15 protein-coding genes and 1 pseudogene are annotated in these 14,489 nt (G+C 69.6%); 11 read left to right on the top strand and 5 right to left on the bottom strand.

Features of this window, described 5'->3' with window-relative positions:
* Nucleotides 1–59 precede the first annotated feature (59 nt).
* The 3 genes from QT196_RS35740 to QT196_RS35750 all read left to right on the top strand — a co-directional run bounded on the left by QT196_RS35740 (nucleotide 60) and on the right by QT196_RS35750 (nucleotide 3,687).
* Nucleotides 60–1,109, top strand: a complete 1,050-nt coding sequence (locus QT196_RS35740) for a serine hydrolase (protein WP_168482772.1) — start codon at nucleotides 60–62, stop codon at nucleotides 1,107–1,109.
* A gap of 1,346 nt (nucleotides 1,110–2,455) precedes the next feature.
* Entirely contained in the window at nucleotides 2,456–2,833 is a 378-nt protein-coding gene (locus QT196_RS35745; protein ID WP_248001472.1) for a DUF6193 family natural product biosynthesis protein, read from the top strand.
* A gap of 491 nt (nucleotides 2,834–3,324) precedes the next feature.
* Nucleotides 3,325–3,687 carry an SDR family NAD(P)-dependent oxidoreductase gene (locus QT196_RS35750; protein ID WP_266732892.1) on the top strand — a complete coding sequence of 121 codons (363 nt, stop codon included), beginning with the start codon at nucleotides 3,325–3,327 and terminating at the stop codon, nucleotides 3,685–3,687.
* A 39-nt stretch (nucleotides 3,688–3,726) separates the two neighbouring features.
* Here the strand turns inward: QT196_RS35750 and QT196_RS35755 are convergent, their stop codons facing one another.
* The gene (locus QT196_RS35755) at nucleotides 3,727–4,275 is read right to left on the bottom strand and encodes a DM13 domain-containing protein (RefSeq protein WP_248001474.1); all 549 of its coding nucleotides are present in this window, start codon (nucleotides 4,273–4,275) and stop codon (nucleotides 3,727–3,729) included.
* Between the two features lie 203 nt (nucleotides 4,276–4,478).
* On the opposite strand from QT196_RS35755, the gene QT196_RS35760 reads away from it, so the two are divergent.
* Entirely contained in the window at nucleotides 4,479–4,649 is a 171-nt protein-coding gene (locus QT196_RS35760) for a hypothetical protein (RefSeq protein WP_266732894.1), read from the top strand.
* A gap of 128 nt (nucleotides 4,650–4,777) precedes the next feature.
* Here QT196_RS35760 and QT196_RS39485 read toward each other — a convergent pair.
* The 3 genes and pseudogenes from QT196_RS39485 to QT196_RS39490 form a co-directional block, all read right to left on the bottom strand.
* A pseudogene (locus QT196_RS39485) lies at nucleotides 4,778–4,867 on the bottom strand (DUF6207 family protein); the annotation flags it as partial.
* 1,395 nt (nucleotides 4,868–6,262) lie between these two features.
* Nucleotides 6,263–6,670 (bottom strand): FKBP-type peptidyl-prolyl cis-trans isomerase, encoded by a 408-nt coding sequence (locus QT196_RS35765; protein ID WP_168482775.1) that lies wholly within the window; start codon nucleotides 6,668–6,670, stop codon nucleotides 6,263–6,265.
* 438 nt (nucleotides 6,671–7,108) lie between these two features.
* On the bottom strand, nucleotides 7,109–7,429 hold the full coding sequence (locus QT196_RS39490; RefSeq protein ID WP_168482776.1) for a hypothetical protein: 321 nt from the start codon (nucleotides 7,427–7,429) through the stop codon (nucleotides 7,109–7,111).
* A 67-nt stretch (nucleotides 7,430–7,496) separates the two neighbouring features.
* Between QT196_RS39490 and QT196_RS35775 the strand changes: the two genes are divergently transcribed.
* From QT196_RS35775 to QT196_RS35805, 7 genes are all read left to right on the top strand, one after another.
* Complete coding sequence (locus QT196_RS35775; RefSeq protein ID WP_026169289.1) at nucleotides 7,497–8,057, top strand: RNA polymerase sigma factor; 561 nt, start codon at nucleotides 7,497–7,499, stop codon at nucleotides 8,055–8,057.
* Nucleotides 8,054–8,878 (top strand): zf-HC2 domain-containing protein, encoded by an 825-nt coding sequence (locus QT196_RS35780; RefSeq protein WP_211117498.1) that lies wholly within the window; start codon nucleotides 8,054–8,056, stop codon nucleotides 8,876–8,878. The genes QT196_RS35775 and QT196_RS35780 overlap by 4 nt, the downstream gene beginning before the upstream one ends.
* Before the next feature lie 32 nt (nucleotides 8,879–8,910).
* Entirely contained in the window at nucleotides 8,911–9,720 is an 810-nt protein-coding gene (locus QT196_RS35785; RefSeq protein ID WP_168482777.1) for an ABC transporter ATP-binding protein, read from the top strand.
* A complete protein-coding gene (locus tag QT196_RS35790) occupies nucleotides 9,717–11,114 on the top strand; it encodes a hypothetical protein (protein WP_168482778.1) in 1,398 nt (465 codons plus the stop codon). The genes QT196_RS35785 and QT196_RS35790 overlap by 4 nt, the downstream gene beginning before the upstream one ends.
* A complete protein-coding gene (locus tag QT196_RS35795; RefSeq protein ID WP_168482779.1) occupies nucleotides 11,111–11,677 on the top strand; it encodes a hypothetical protein in 567 nt (188 codons plus the stop codon). Before QT196_RS35790 ends, QT196_RS35795 begins: the two co-directional genes overlap by 4 nt.
* Nucleotides 11,678–12,079: 402 nt before the next feature.
* The gene (locus QT196_RS35800; protein WP_290356420.1) at nucleotides 12,080–12,493 is read left to right on the top strand and encodes a hypothetical protein; all 414 of its coding nucleotides are present in this window, start codon (nucleotides 12,080–12,082) and stop codon (nucleotides 12,491–12,493) included.
* Nucleotides 12,494–12,498: 5 nt separating this feature from the next.
* Nucleotides 12,499–12,741 carry an integrase gene (locus QT196_RS35805; protein ID WP_290356421.1) on the top strand — a complete coding sequence of 81 codons (243 nt, stop codon included), beginning with the start codon at nucleotides 12,499–12,501 and terminating at the stop codon, nucleotides 12,739–12,741.
* Nucleotides 12,742–12,903: 162 nt separating this feature from the next.
* Here the strand turns inward: QT196_RS35805 and QT196_RS35810 are convergent, their stop codons facing one another.
* A complete protein-coding gene (locus QT196_RS35810; RefSeq protein WP_290356422.1) occupies nucleotides 12,904–14,427 on the bottom strand; it encodes an aldehyde dehydrogenase family protein in 1,524 nt (507 codons plus the stop codon).
* Nucleotides 14,428–14,489 lie beyond the last annotated feature (62 nt).

The raw sequence follows: 14,489 nt of genomic DNA on the forward strand, positions 1-14,489 counted from the left end.
CGCCATAGATCGAGTTACTCCTATGCACCGGCGTCCCTTCGCCGGAGAAGGGACGCCCCATGGGTGCCCACGCCCGCCCCAACCGCATACACCGCACCGGAGTCCGGATAGCGATGGTGGCACTTGTCGGTGCCGCCCTGCCGATCAGTGCCGGTGGCCTCGCCCAGGCGGCCACGCCCGATGCCACGCACTCCGCGGATGAGAACGGCCGGCAGGGTGGCGAGGCCACCACCACGGCCGCCCAGAAGCACGGCGCGCAGCAGCATGCAGCGCAGCGCGTGGTCCGGGGTGAGGCCGCCGGTGCGCAGGACGCGAACGACCAGGACGCTCCTCAGATCAAGGCCGACCACGCTTTCTTGCTGGACGCCCGCGACGGCAGCCAGGAGCGGGAGCTGTGGGGCGGGGCCAAGGCGGACGAGAGTGTGTCCATGGCCAGCACCACCAAGATCATGACTGCCCTGGTGGTGCTCAAGCACCCGGAGTGGCTGGGCCGGCAGATCACGGTGACGCAGGAGTACCGGGACTATGTGCAGAAGGTCGGCGGCAGCACCGCCGACCTCCAGACCGGCGACACGCTGACCGTTGAGCAGCTGCTGCACGCCCTGCTGATCCCGTCCGGCGACGACGCCGCGATGGCCCTGGCCGACAATCTCGGCACGGGGAGCACCGCGGAGGCGCGGATTGCCGACTTCGTGCACCAGATGAACGTCGAGGCACAGCAACTGGGTCTGACCGGCACGAACTTCGACAGCTTCGACGGTGTCTCGCAGGGCAACAACCACAGCACCGCCCGCGACCTGGCCAAGCTCGGCCAGCGCGCGATGCTGAAGCCGGTGTTCGCCGACATCGTGAAGAAGAAGCAGTTCAAGACCGAGGCCGTGGCGGCCAACGGGCACATCCGGTACTACACCTGGGACACCACCAACAAGCTGCTGAGCAGCTACGACGGCGCCCTGGGCATCAAGACGGGCAGCGGCCCGGAGGCCGGTTACGCCCTCGTCTTCGCCGCCGAGCGGGACAACCGCACCCTGGTCGGCGCGATCCTCAAGGACGACGCGGGCCGCTTCGACGACGCCACCAAGATGCTCGACTGGGGCTTCGCCCACTGAGCGGGCGGCGCCCCCGGGGCCTTGCTCCGAGCGGGCCGCCCGGAAGGCGCCTGACCGGTGAAATGCCAGGTCAGGCGCCTTCCGTGGCTTCCTAGAAGAACCCCAGCTGTCGGCCCAGAGCAGCAGGACCAGGTTGTGGCGTAGTTCCGATGCGTCCTCGGGCAGGTGGATCCGGGTCGCGTCGAGGAGTCCAGCCGCGGCGAAGGCTCGACGGGCGGCCTCGGCCTTCACTGCCTGAGTGGGATGGGTGCTCAGGTCGATACTGAGCGGCTCGTTGAGCGGGAACAGCGGGGGCAGGCTCTCGGCCCAGTCCCAGCCGTCGGTGGGGTCGTCGACGACGAGGCGGCAGTCGGCGGGGTACCAGCTGACGTAGAGGTGGAAGTTCGAGCGGGACAGCTCCACCGACAGGGCAGCATCAGCCGGGACCTCCTCTTCCTCGCACCACTGCTCCTCCTCGCTCCAGCCAGCCAGCCGCAGTGGTGTGGTGAGCCGCCTAAGCAGCCGAGCACCGAGTGCGTGCGGCGACAGAGCGCTGTCCGATGCGCTGTCCATGGGGTCCTCATCTCAACGCGCTTCGGTCGTGGGTAGAGGAAAACATCGACCACGCCTTCCGGCCTGAACCGGTCGCGTAGTAGCGGGGCAAACAAGCCTGTACCCCAGCTCGCGTGGCCCCGTGCGACGGGGCGAGAGGCACCGAATGTGTTCCTGGCGCGACGGCTCGGCCCAGACAAAGGGCTGTTCCCGCGCGACATTCGTCGAGCAAGTGGCGGGTCTGTCCGAACGGCACCGCCGCTCCAGCGTCGGACTGACGGTGGCTGCGGTCAATCGCGGTGGAGCTGGGAGGCCGCCCGGCCGCGCGGCTTTGCCGACGATTGCGTCTGGTCGCAGGCCGGACTCGGCTGCTCCGGCTGCCGGCAGTGCGCCCTCGTCGCCGTCGGCCCGGTCGGCACCGCCCTCGGCCCAGACGACGCCTTCGACGTCGTCATACGGCTCGGCCACCGCGACTCGGACTACGCGCCCTGTTCGTGGCCTTCGGTGTTGCGCGTCTGGCCGGGGTGAGCATCACCGGGGCGTTGCTGGACTGCTTTCCGCACCCCGTGCTGACCATGGCCGTTGCCACGCAAGCGGTCCGGGGCCCGTGCTTGGGCGCGGGGGCGGTTGACGGTGTGCGCTGGGTGGGATGAGTTCCCACCCGCCTGACCGTCTCGTAGTCGGCCGCTTGCCTGGCCCACACGGGACGACACGAAACGTTCGCCCTCTGAAGGCGAGGAGTGCCCGGGACACGGGTCCAAGAGTTATCACCGCGAGCTGGCCGAAATCTTTCGACGTCGAGCAGAATGCGGGGCATGACGGAGGGCACGACAGAGGAAGACATCATCGAAGCCGCATGGGGGAAGCTGCTTACCACCCGACGCGTGGATGGCCAGTTGCTACGCGCCGCCTACGCCGAGCCCCGACTACGGCAGCTGTTCCCCTGGGTAGGCATGGCCGAGTTGCACTTCAGTCGGTGCACAGAGCCGCGTTGGACCTGGGACATCCCGTTCATCGCCCCGATGATGGGCGGCGGCTTCTTCGTCGGCGGCCCCTCACGGTCCCAGCGCGTCGGCCCCGCCCCGACCGCGGAGGCTGCCATCGCGATGGTGGTCGAACGACTCCCGCCAGACTGCGGTCGCGCCTTCGTCGGCACGCCCGAGGAACTGGCTGAAAAAGAACAGTCAGGGTAGTCAGGGCGGATGCCCCAAAGACCTCATAAGCCAGCTGAGGTCTGCCCCGACGTGGGGCAGCCCTCAACGGTTGGGGTGGATGGCGTCAGGAAGCGGCCAGGTGGTTGGTGAGGTGGAGGGCGTCGGTGGCCACTGTCAGAGCAGCGTGAAGTCCGGTGACCTCGTACAGCGTGGGATGGACGATGGGAGTCCAGTCCCCGTTGGTTGCCGAGGGCGGTGACCCTCCGCTCGCAGGTGCCGGGAGCGGGAGTCGGCGGTCGCCGTGGAAGTCCCGCAAACGCCCTGCGCGACGTGCGAGGCCGGGAACGGCGAGCAGTACCGCACAAGAAGGGTCGGCTCGGGCGGGGCTTCTGGCAGGACGGCAGCGGGCTGCTCCAGGCGTCGGTGGATGGGGACGGCGGCCGGTGGCGTGGGGATACGAAAGGACGCTGCGGGTTCTCCAGGTGGGTTGTCGACGGCGAGCAGAGGGAAGTCGGGTGCGGCGAGAACCTGTGACCACCCCTCTGCTCGCCCCGTCCCTGACAGCCCGCCCCCTGCAGGGCCGCGTCGCCCTCGTCACCGGCGCCGCGACCGGAATCGGTGCGGCCACCACCCGCGCACTCGCCAGCGCCGGCGCCACCGTCGCGATCGGCCACTACGCCCAGATCGACCAGGCCCGCACCGCCCTCGACGAGGTCAGCCGGCTCGGCACGGACGGAATCGAAGTGAGCGCCGACCTCACCGCCCCGGAAGACCTCGGCCAAATCACGTTGCAGTGGCCGCGCCGGTTCGGCGGCAGCGACCGACACGGATCCCGCATCTTCACGAGGTCGGCCAGGCCCGGGCCTTGGGAGCCGGATGACAGCGGTGACTGAGGGGCGGTCCTTGCGTCGGCGCGGATGCCGGGAGCGGGATCAGCCCGTGGCGGTGGAGAGGTCGGCTGCGCCGAAGGCGACGGAGAACCGCTGGCACCAGAGGACGGCGCTGCGGAACTGCGACAGGTCCGTGCCGGCCGGGACGGTGTAGTTCTGGTTGCCCAGATTGCCCTTGAGCTTCCCCAGCTCCACCGCGCCGTCCCCGAGCCCCGTCTTCACCGCATCGGCGTCACGGGGGGACAGGTAGACCCGCACATCCGGACCGTCCGAGGTCTTGAGGTCCTCCAGACGCAGCACGTGGCCGCCGTCGGCCAGCCGGACCGTGCGGGCGATGCCGCTCGTGGCGTGCTCGTGGGTCACGAAGCGGCCCTCGGCGAGATCCTTCGGCGCGGCGGCGGGCCGGGGGGACACGGTCTGGGTCTCTGTCGAGGGGGAGGAGGGTGCCGGCAACGCCTCGTTCACCTCCGTGTTGGTGAACGCCTTCCAGGGCTGGAAGACAGCGAGCCCGAGTCCGGCGGCCACGACCAGCACCAGGAGGACGGTCAGGACGGTGCGGCGGGACAGGCGGACACTGCGGGACAGGGACACAAGGCCTCCTCAGGTGTACGAACGGCCGGACCGGAAACGGCCGCCCTCATCATCTGTAGGGAATCCTGTGGGCGTGCTCCACCGCAGCTCTCTGGGGGGCACCGTAAGGCTCCGGTAATGGGGGGATCCTGCCGGCGGTGGTGCGGAAGCCGGGCATGCCGAGGTGGACGGTGTTGTGCCGGGTGGCGAGGTCGCGCATCGCGGTGAGTGCGATCGTCATCGCCTGGAGCGGCCCGAGCACCCTCCAATCCGCCGACTACTGCCAGATGGCCCTCAAGCTCACCGGACACGCCCGGCCGGCCGTGGCCGCCGAGCTCCGCCGCCGCTGCACCGCCCTGCCGCCCGAAGCCGAGCCCGTGTCCTGGCTGAGGTGACGTTGGAGGAGGCCGAGCCGCCTGGACGAACCGAGACAGGGAACCATCCGGATGGCCGTTTTTGCACTCCTTCCAGTAGAGGAACTTGGGGCGCTGCTCTCGGGATTCGAGGTACCGCCGAGTGCCGCCGCGGCTTCGGTGGCAGTCGCTACGTCGGCCGCAATGATGTCGATGGCTACCAGGCCCGGTTCGCTCAGGTGCTCCGCAGAGATCTTCATGACCACACAGACGACCCTCGCCGACCAGAGAGTTCGTCACGACGGCGGAAGCCACTCGAACGTGGCTCGGGGAGTTGCGTCACCAGAGCGTGGTCACGGAGCGAAGGCGCGTTCATGAAGGTGCTCGCGCTGACCACTGAGGGTTGCTCGGGTACGAGGGCTGGCGACAGGAGCCCGACGTTCTGGAGCGTGTGGGGCGCCAACTGCGCTCGATCGGTGACGCCATGGCCTGGCGGGCATTCCGGTACGACCGGCGCTACATACTTGCGCTGCGCCGCAACAGGTGGGATGCGGATACAGCCCGGCAGTTCCACGCCGCATACGCGGCAGCTCATGCTGGAGCTCAGCGATCTGCAAGCCTGGGCGTGCGGCATGGACCAGCTGCTTCGGATGGGCAGAGCCGGCCGGCAGCCGTGGCCGTACTTCGCTGATGAGTACAAGGTGCGGGCCTGACGCCGGTCACGTATCAGGTTGTCCCTCGAAATCGACGTGAACAGCGCCCGCCGGACCTGGATCTGAGGCTATGGGAGCTGACGTCGAAGGGAAGTTGCAACTGTTCGACAGGTGACGCCTCGACGGGATTTCGTTGCGGTGCATGAGGCAACGATGCGTGCTCAGAGACTGGGGGATGGGTCGTCCAAATTGAACCAACGGGCCCTTCCACTACCCCGCCGCAAACGGGCTGAATGTGTCAGTGCCACCAGCAGGTGCGAGAGGCGCCAACAGCAAACTGGGATCCTCATTCAGATACCTTCGGCGGCGTAGGGACACACTCGCCGGACGAGGGACTTGGGTTGGTCCGCGCCTGGTCCAGGGCGGATCCGTTTGGAGCTCGGACAGCAGCGTGAGGTGTCGAATTGATGACAGAGAGTGGCATCCGTGGTCGGTTGCCTGTAGTCCAACGAAGCCTCCAGGCAACCGACTTGAGGTTCTAGAAGAACCCAAGTTTCTTTGGGCTGTATGAAACAAGAACGTTCTTCGCCTGCTGGTGGTGCAGCAGTTGCACCCAAGCTGACCAATGGAAACAGCAGTTGGTGCGGCTCGCTGGCGGGGTGCTGGTCCGGAAATGGTCCGGATCTTGGTCCGTCGCGGCTTGCGCAATGTGTTGCTGCTGGGCGGGGCCTCGGACCGGCGCTGTGATCGGCAGTGTGACGAGCTGGATTCCGCCGGGGACCTCCCCCGTTTGCCGAGCACGGCCGGCGGGTTCAGACGTCCGGGCGGCGGCGCCGGGTAGGCCGTTGAGGAAGTCGGTCGCCTTGTGGCCTTCGGCGGTCAATGAGTCGCAGCGGAACCGTTCGGACGCTGCGGCGGCGGAAGCAGGAGCGGCAGCGAGGAGCACGGCGGCGCCCACCCCGGCGGACGACGCAGCACGCCGCAGGGGAGGAGCGGCCAGGGTCACCAGGCTTTGCTCCACCCGGTTGTGCTGGAATACGAGTCCAGCAGGTCCACCACGAAGACCAGGGTCGAGCCCGCCGGGATCAACGGCGAGGGCGACTGGTTGCCGTAGCCGAGACGCGGGGGAACGATGATCTCGCGCCGACCGCCGACCTTCATCCCCCTCACCCCCCGGTCCCAGCCCTTGATGACCTTGCCACTGCCCAGGGTGAACTTGAACGGCTGACCCCGGTCCCAGGAGGCATCGAACTCCTTCCCGGACTCGAAGGTCACCCCGACATAGTGGACCCTGACCACCATGCCCGGCTTCACCTCGGCACCGTCCCCGACGACCAGGTCCCGGATGGCCAGCTCGGTAGGAGCGTCACCCTCCGGAACGTCGACCTCGGGCTTCGTCAGTTCACTCATTGCAGCCTCATCACTCTCAGCCGGGAGCCGTCGCACGGACCAGCCGGACACATGGCCCCTCCATGCAGCAGATGGTCACGCTACCGAGAACGCCGGTCCCCGGAGCACACCAGATACAGCGGCCACACGTGATGATCTTTCGCACGGCCGATGAACGTGACCGGCACGCACAGGTCACACGGTAATCGCCGGAACGGGGCGACGGCCGAAACGGCGAACCTGAACACCCACAACCCGTCCTGACCGGCTGATCAGCCACCCCCGCGTGATGCTGGAACCTCAACAAGGGGCCCGTGCCGCGTTCGAGGGTGCGCTCTCAGGCGTAAGCAGCAGCTTGAGCAGGCGGCGGCCAGGCCCTGACCTCCGCAAACTCCGCTTCGGGCGCGATTGGTGGCCACACTCCGACGGCTCCTTCCTGACCCGGGCGTCAGGACGGCGTCAGAGGCCCGGTAGCGTGGCCGGGAGAGTGAGAAGACCCTGCAGCACCGGATCGACGGCCCCGACGACGACCGTACTCGTCCTCGGCGCCGCGCTGGGTACCACCTGGCACAGGTCGTAACCCGTTTCCTGGGGCGTCCAGCCGAACCAGGGAGTGGTCGCGACGCCGGACACGGTCACCATCAGTGCGTCGACCAGCTCACGCAGGTGTTCTGCGTCGTCCGAGCCCACCGCGACCGAGGAGGCAGGAGGCAGGAGGTAGGCGGCGCGGAACGCGGCCTGCACCCGCGAGGCTCCGCGGTGCTCAGGCCGCAGGAACATACGGGCGTCTGTGACTCAGTTCACAGTAGATCCAGAACCTGCGCGCCGCACCGGGCGTCTGGCTGGTGTGAGATCACGCAGGAGAGCACTGGACGAACTGGACGAGGAACGCCTTGTCCGGCTGGTGGCCAGAGGTGACCGCGGGGCGTTCGACGAGTTGTACCGGCGCACCTCGCCGTGGCTGGCGGTGCGGTTGCGCCGCCGCTGCGCGGACGAGCAGATCGTCGCCGAGGTCATGCAGGAGACCTATCTGGCGGTGTGGCGCGCGGCCGGCGCGTTCGCCGGTAGCGCGGTCGGCGGGACTGCCGTCGGGTGGCTGTGGACGATCGCGGCGCGCCGCCTCGTCGACGCGTTCCGGCGCCGTGCCCACCACGCCGAACCGCCGGTCGCCGCCGCCGAGCGGGCGGTGGTGCCCGCGGCGGAGGAAGAGGCACTCGCCGGGACCGTCGGCGGCGACGTCGGCGACGCCCTGCGGCGGCTGGCGCCGGAACTCCGAGAAGTGCTACGGGCCACGGTGCTCGACGGGCTCTCCATCCGGGAGACCGCCGTCCTGCTCAGACTGCCCGAAGGCACGGTCAAGACCCGCGCCCGCCGGGCCCGGATCGCGATGCGGGAGGCGCTGACATGAGCGGGGAACACGCGTCGAGGCAGTTGATCGACGACTACGCACGTGGTGACGCGACGATGGCCGCGGACACCGTATGGGCGTTGGAGGCCCATCTGGAGACCTGCACGTTGTGCCGGGGCCACCTGGCGGCCTGTGTGTCCACCGAGGCGCCCGGCATCGCCGCGCTCGTCGACACCGTCCGGGCCGGTCTGGAACCGCAGTTGGACGCGGCCGTCAGGGCGCCCTCGCGGCGACACCGCCCGAGGTGGGTCGCTGCCTGGCTGACGCCGGTCATGGCCCCGTGGTTGGCCATGACCGTCCTCATCACCCTGATGGCGCTGCTGCTGGACGCAGTCGCGCGGCCCGTGTTCCTCGGCGGCGTCTCTCCCGTGTTGGCGATCGCACCCGTGCTGCCGCTGTGCGGTGTCGCCGCATCGTGGTCGCGCGGCCTGGACCCGGCGCACGAACTGACGGCCTCGACCGCCCGAGCCGGCCTGCCCCTGCTCCTCCGGCGCACCGCGGCGGTTCTCGTGGTGGTCCTGCCCGCGCTCCTGGTGGAGGGATGGCTGACCGGAACGATGACGGCCGCGCAGTGGCTGCTGCCCTCCCTGGCCTTCACCTCCACCGCCCTGGCGCTGGGCAGCGTGGTCGGCGTGACCCGCGCCGCCACCGGGCTGGTGGGCGCCTGGGGCGTCGTCGTGGTACTCGCGTGGGCCACCGACCACGGCCCCGTTGACCTGGAGCGTGTCCTACAGCCGGACCAACTGCCCGCGTGGGGGCTGTTCTTGGCGCTCGGCATCGGCGCCGTGATCGCCCGCAGAAACGCGTACTCAACGCTGTGAAACCATCGTCGACCCTCGCAAGGGACTACCGCATGACGCCCACCACGAGCGCGGCCGACACCGCGCCGAAAACCTACGCCTGGCAGATCCGGGCCAGTGGCCTGAGAGTACGCGTCGGACGGAAGAAGATGGCCGTCGACGGGCTCGACCTCTCCCTGGACATCGGCACCCACGGCCTCCTGGGGCCCAACGGCGCGGGAAAGACCACCCTGATCCGGGCGCTGGCCACCGTGCTGCACCCCACCGAGGGCGAACTGGAGCTGCTCGGCACCTCCCTGGGCAGGATGGTCGACCACCGGGCCCTGCGTCGCCGGATCGGCTACCTGCCGCAGGACTTCGGCTACTACAAGCGCTTCACGGTGCGTGAGTTCGTCGAGTACATGGCCTGGTTGAAGGAGGTCCCGAAGGCGGAGGTCCCCGCGGCCGTCCAGCGGGCCGTGGAACGGGTGGGCCTGGCGGACCGCGCCGACCATCGGATGAAGACCCTGTCCGGCGGCATGGTGCGGCGGGCCGGCATCGCCCAGGCCATCGTCAACGACCCCGCGGTGCTGCTGCTGGACGAGCCGACGGCCGGCCTGGACCCGGCGCAGCGACTGCGCTTTCGCGAGCTGCTCCAGGAACTGGGCCGGGACACCTGTGTGGTCGTCTCCACCCACCTGGTCGAGGACGTCGCGGCCGCCTGCTCCGACGTGGTGCTCTTCGCCGACGGCCGCCTCGTCTTCCAGGGCACGCCGGAGGACCTGGCCGCGGCGGGCAGCACCGATTTCCCGGGCGACAGCCCCCTGGAGCGCGGCTACTCGGCGCTGCTCCGCAACTCCGGGCAGCGGGGAGGCACCTGGTGACCGGACGTGTACTGCGCATCGAGCTGAAGCGCTCCGTCGCCCCGTGGCCCGGCATCGTCGTCCTGGGCGGCAGTCTGGCGATCTTCTGTCTGTACGACGGGCTCTGGTGGAGGGGCACCGCGGGGTGGACGGCCCAGTGGACCTCCATGGCCCTGTGGACCCGGTCCCTGCTGACCTTCTTGTGGCCGCTCGCGGTGGGCACGGGAGCGGTGTACGGGCTGCGCGAACCCCGCTCGCGGATGGCCGAACTGCTGACGACCGTGCCGCGGCCGGCCTGGCGCCGTGCGGCGCTGCCGGCCGGTGCGATGGCGCTCGCGCTGGCGTCGGGCTTCGGCCTCCTGGTCCTCGTGGGCGGGGTCCAGGTGGCCCTCGGCCGGACCACCTACACGCCGCTCGATTGGCTGCCGATCTCACTCGTGGCGGCGCTGGCCCTCGTCGCGGGGGCCGTGTTCGGCATGGGCGTCGCGCGAGCCCTGCCCTCCGTGCTCACCCCGCCGGGCCTGGTCTTGTTCTTCCTCATGCTGACGGCCCTTCTACAGCAGAACAGTGACGAGACCCTGCCGTCGAGCATCGCGCCGAACCGGCTCGCCCAGCTGCTCCCGGTGACCGCGGAGCCGCGGGAGATGCTGCTGACCCTGTCCGGCTCCGTGCACCTCGGTCAGACGCTCTGGCTGCTCGGCCTGCTCGCCACCGGCTTCGCACTGCTGTCGGCCGTGACCCGCCGGGCCCGGCTGCTTGCGGTGATCCCCGTCCTGACCGGTGCGGCCCTGGCCCTGCTGGTCCTCCCGGCCGCTGCACGCGACACCTACGTCGTCGACAAGGCCGCCGCCGCCCTGGTCTGCGACGGACCGGTGTGCGTGACGCAGGCGAACCGCTCACGCCTGCCCGAGCTCGCGCGGCGCGGCAAGGAGGCGCTGCGCGTGCTGCACGAGGTCCTGGGCGACAAGGCGCCGAACGCGGTGCGGGAGGACACCAGGCTGCGCGCGATCGCCGACAAACGCGAACCCTCCGGCGACGTGGTGCTGGTCGACTTCGACGACCGGCTGCTCGCCGATGCGACAGGTGGGAAACTGACCCGCGCGCTGATCGCCCAGGGTCTGGCACCCAGCTGCTACGGGAACAACGACCGGGAGGGCGGGGGGCAAGGCAACGTCCCTGTCCAGAGCGTCGCCGTGAGCTGGGCCCTGCACGATTCCCGGCTCCAACCACTGGCGGAGAGGGGCAGCGACGCGTACTTGCGCACGATCTGGCCGGACGCCGACGTCGCCTGGCAGAGGCTGACGGCGCTGTCACCGGCCGAGCAGCGCTCGCGGATCGCCGAACTGCACACCGCCGGCCTCTCCTGCGCGGCGGACCACCAGCTTGCGGTGTTGGCGGGGAAGGCGACGCGATGAGGTGGCTGATCCTTTACGCCCGTTCACGGCAGGTGCCCGCCTCGGCCGCCGCGGTCGCGCTCGTCGCGCTGGCGGTGTGGGCCCTCCACGGCCCAGGACCGGTGGATCAGGCGATGGCGGTCCTGGTCCTCACCGCGAACGTGGCGGCCGCTTCCGTCGGGCTCGGTGGGTGGGACGCGGTGCTGGAGAGGACGGCCGCGATCCGGTGGATGCCCCGCCGGGCGGCGCACGTGCTGCTGGCCGGCGCGTGCGCTGGTGCGGCGCTGCTGACGGTCCAGGCGGCGGGAGTGAAGCTCGCCCCCGCCGAGGTCGTCGTCCGGGACAGCGCGGGCCTGGTCGGCCTGGCCGCGCTCGGGGCGGCGCTGTGCGGGGCACAGTTCGCATGGACCCTGCCGACCGGCTGGCTCGCGTTCACCCTCTTTGGACCGCCTCCGGGCGGCACCGCGGGAGACGTGGTCATGTGGATGACCTATTCCCCCGCCACGACGGCGTCCACCGGGACCGCGTGGGCCCTGTTCGCGAGCGGCACCGTGGTGTACGCCATCGCAGGACCAAGACGGTAACGGACACGCCCCGCGCCGAGCGCTTCAGCCGGCGAAGCTCGCGGACTGAAGCGCTCAGTCACCGCGACGACGCCCGGGCACCGCGCAACCGCCGCCCCGGTTCAGGGGCGGCGGGTCCGTGCCTCAGGCGTGCTGCGGAATCTCGTCCTTCAGTGCGCCCTGATCTGCTCCCGCAGCTCCGGGCTGTCCGTGTGGCCGTGGGACGGAGACGGCGTGCTCGCTGGCGGCGCGGACCACTTCCGTTGCGGCACACCCCGGAGCTGATACCCGGTACGTAGCCCGTGCGGTCGGGGTCACTGAGCGCGTTGCAGCGCGAAGTCTTGACCGCCTCATGGATGACGGTCTTCTGGCGCTTGTATAAGGCGGAACTCCCTGCCCGTCAGCGCTCTCGCGGAAGTCGATGTGCTGCGACGGACGCTGGACGCCCTGTGTTGCAAGTTGGACGGGAGGGCAGCTGCGGCCAAGACGGCACGGCGCAAGAGAGCCGCGTTCAACGAGGTTCTCAACACCGCGGTCGAAAAAGGGTACTTCGCTGAGAACCCTCTCAACGGGCTCAGGTGGAATGCCCCGGCGGTCAACGAGGAGGTGGACCCGGCTGCCGTTCCCAATCCGGCTCAGGTTGCCCGACTGCTCGCGGCGGTTGCCCAGCAGCGCGGGCGAGGCCCTCACCTCGAGACGTTCTTCGGCTGCATCTACTACGTGGCCATGCGGCCGGCGGAGGTCATCCACCTCCGGCTCGAACAGTGCCACCTGCCCGAGACCGGATGCGCTTCGGCGTATGGCACAACGTGGGCGCGGGCACGGAAGTCCGACTGACGCGGATGGAGCTTGCCTCCGGCCTGGCCAGGCGGCCCTACGACCTCCGGCATGCCGGCATCTCGTTCTGGCTGTACTCCGGTGTGGACCCGGCCGAATGCGCACGCCGGGCGGGCCAGAGCATCGAGGTCCTCTTCCGCCACTACGCCAAGTTCCTGGACGGCGTCCGGGAGCAGGCCAACCGTCTCATCGAGCAGTCCATGCAGGAGTGGGACCGCGTCAGCCAGGGCGCGGCGCCTGCCGGGTGAGTCGGGGGCTTTGGTCCGTGACTGGTCCGGAAGAGCTGGTCAGGAGCGGGATAAGGGTGGGAGGAACTGGGAGTTACGACGTAAACCGGGCCCTGCTCTGAGCGGACCGGCCGGAAGGCGCCTGGCGGACAAAGCCCAGGTCAGGCGCCTTTTCTCATGCCCCTAGAAGAAGCCGAGCTTCTTGGCCGAGTACGAGACCAACAGATTCTTCGTCTGCTGGTAATGATCCAGCATCATCTTGTGGGTCTCCCTGCCGATGCCGGACTGCTTGTAGCCGCCGAAGGCCGCGTGGGCCGGGTAGGCGTGGTAGCAGTTGGTCCAGACGCGGCCGGCCTGGATGGCGCGGCCGGCGCGGTAGGCGGTGGAGCCGTCGCGGGTCCAGACGCCTGCGCCCAGGCCGTAGAGGGTGTCGTTGGCGATGCCGATGGCGTCGTCGAAGTCGCTGAAGGGGGCGACGGCCACTACGGGGCCGAAGATCTCCTCCTGGAAGACCCGCATGTCGTTGTTGCCCTCGAAGATGGTCGGGCGGACGTAGTAGCCGCCCTCCAGTTCGCCGCCGAGTTCGGCGCGGGAGCCGCCGGTCAGGATGCGGGCGCCCTCCTTCTGGCCGATGTCCAGGTAGGCGAGGATCTTTTCCAGCTGGTCGTTGGAGGCCTGGGCGCCGATCATGGTGTCGGTGTCGAGCGGGTGTCCCTGGACGATCTTCTCCGTACGGGCCACGCCGGCTGCCAGGAAGTCCTGGTAGTGGCCGCGCTGGATCAGCGCCCTGGACGGGCAGGTGCACACCTCGCCCTGGTTGAGGGCGAACATGGTGAAGCCTTCGAGCGCCTTGTCGTGGAAGTCGTCCGCGGCGGAGGAGACGTCGTCGAAGAAGATGTTGGGGCTCTTGCCGCCCAGTTCCAGGGTCACCGGGCGCAGGTGCTCGGACGCGTACTGCATGATCAGCCGGCCGGTGGTGGTCTCACCGGTGAAGGCGACCTTGGCGACCCGGGGGCTGGAGGCCAGTGGTTTGCCGGCCTCGGCGCCGAAACCGTTGACGATGTTGATCACGCCGGGGGGCAGCAGATCCGCGATCAGGCTCATCCAGAAGTGCACCGAGGCGGGGGTCTGTTCGGCCGGCTTGAGGACCACGGTGTTGCCCGCGGCCAGGGCCGGAGCGAGCTTCCACGTCGCCATGAGGATGGGGAAGTTCCAGGGGATGATCTGGGCGACGACGCCGAGCGGCTCGTGGAAGTGGTACGCGACGGTGTCCTCGTCGATCTCCGACAGCGAGCCCTCCTGGGCGCGGATGGCGCCCGCGAAGTAGCGGAAGTGGTCGATGGCGAGCGGGATGTCGGCCGCCAGGGACTCCCGTACGGGCTTGCCGTTCTCCCAGCTCTCCGCGACCGCCAGCGCCTCCAGGTTCTGTTCCATCCGGTCGGCGACCTTGTTGAGGACGGCGGCGCGTTCGGCGGCGGCCGTGCGGGCCCAGCCGGGGGCGGCCGCGTGGGCCGCGTCCAGGGCGCGCTCGACGTCCTCGGCGGTGCCGCGGGCGACCTCGGTGAACGGTGCTCCGTTGACCGGGGTCGGGTTCTCGAAGTACCGGCCCAGGGCGGGCGCCACGTACTCGCCGCCGATCCAGTGGTCGTAGCGGGGCAGATAGCTCATCACGGCATCGGCGGAACCCGGGCTGGCGTAACGGGCCATGGTGAGGCCTCCCAATCGCTCTCGGCGCGGTGCCCGCCACTCCCGTGTGACGGGCGTTGCGC

The organism is Streptomyces sp. P9-2B-2, from assembly GCF_030406865.1.
In the GTDB taxonomy this organism is placed as follows: domain Bacteria; phylum Actinomycetota; class Actinomycetes; order Streptomycetales; family Streptomycetaceae; genus Streptomyces; species Streptomyces platensis.

What these genes read in the sequence shown, in the direction of transcription:
- QT196_RS35810 (WP_290356422.1), bottom strand. Translation starts at nt 14,427, where the DNA reads ATGGCCCGTTACGCCAGCCCGGGTTCCGCCGATGCCGTGATGAGCTAT.
- QT196_RS35745 (WP_248001472.1), top strand. Translation starts at nt 2,456, where the DNA reads ATGACGGAGGGCACGACAGAGGAAGACATCATCGAAGCCGCATGGGGG.
- QT196_RS39490 (WP_168482776.1), bottom strand. Translation starts at nt 7,429, where the DNA reads ATGTTCCTGCGGCCTGAGCACCGCGGAGCCTCGCGGGTGCAGGCCGCG.
- QT196_RS35785 (WP_168482777.1), top strand. Translation starts at nt 8,911, where the DNA reads ATGACGCCCACCACGAGCGCGGCCGACACCGCGCCGAAAACCTACGCC.
- QT196_RS35805 (WP_290356421.1), top strand. Translation starts at nt 12,499, where the DNA reads ATGGAGCTTGCCTCCGGCCTGGCCAGGCGGCCCTACGACCTCCGGCAT.
- QT196_RS35740 (WP_168482772.1), top strand. Translation starts at nt 60, where the DNA reads ATGGGTGCCCACGCCCGCCCCAACCGCATACACCGCACCGGAGTCCGG.
- QT196_RS35795 (WP_168482779.1), top strand. Translation starts at nt 11,111, where the DNA reads ATGAGGTGGCTGATCCTTTACGCCCGTTCACGGCAGGTGCCCGCCTCG.
- QT196_RS35765 (WP_168482775.1), bottom strand. Translation starts at nt 6,670, where the DNA reads ATGAGTGAACTGACGAAGCCCGAGGTCGACGTTCCGGAGGGTGACGCT.
- QT196_RS35780 (WP_211117498.1), top strand. Translation starts at nt 8,054, where the DNA reads ATGAGCGGGGAACACGCGTCGAGGCAGTTGATCGACGACTACGCACGT.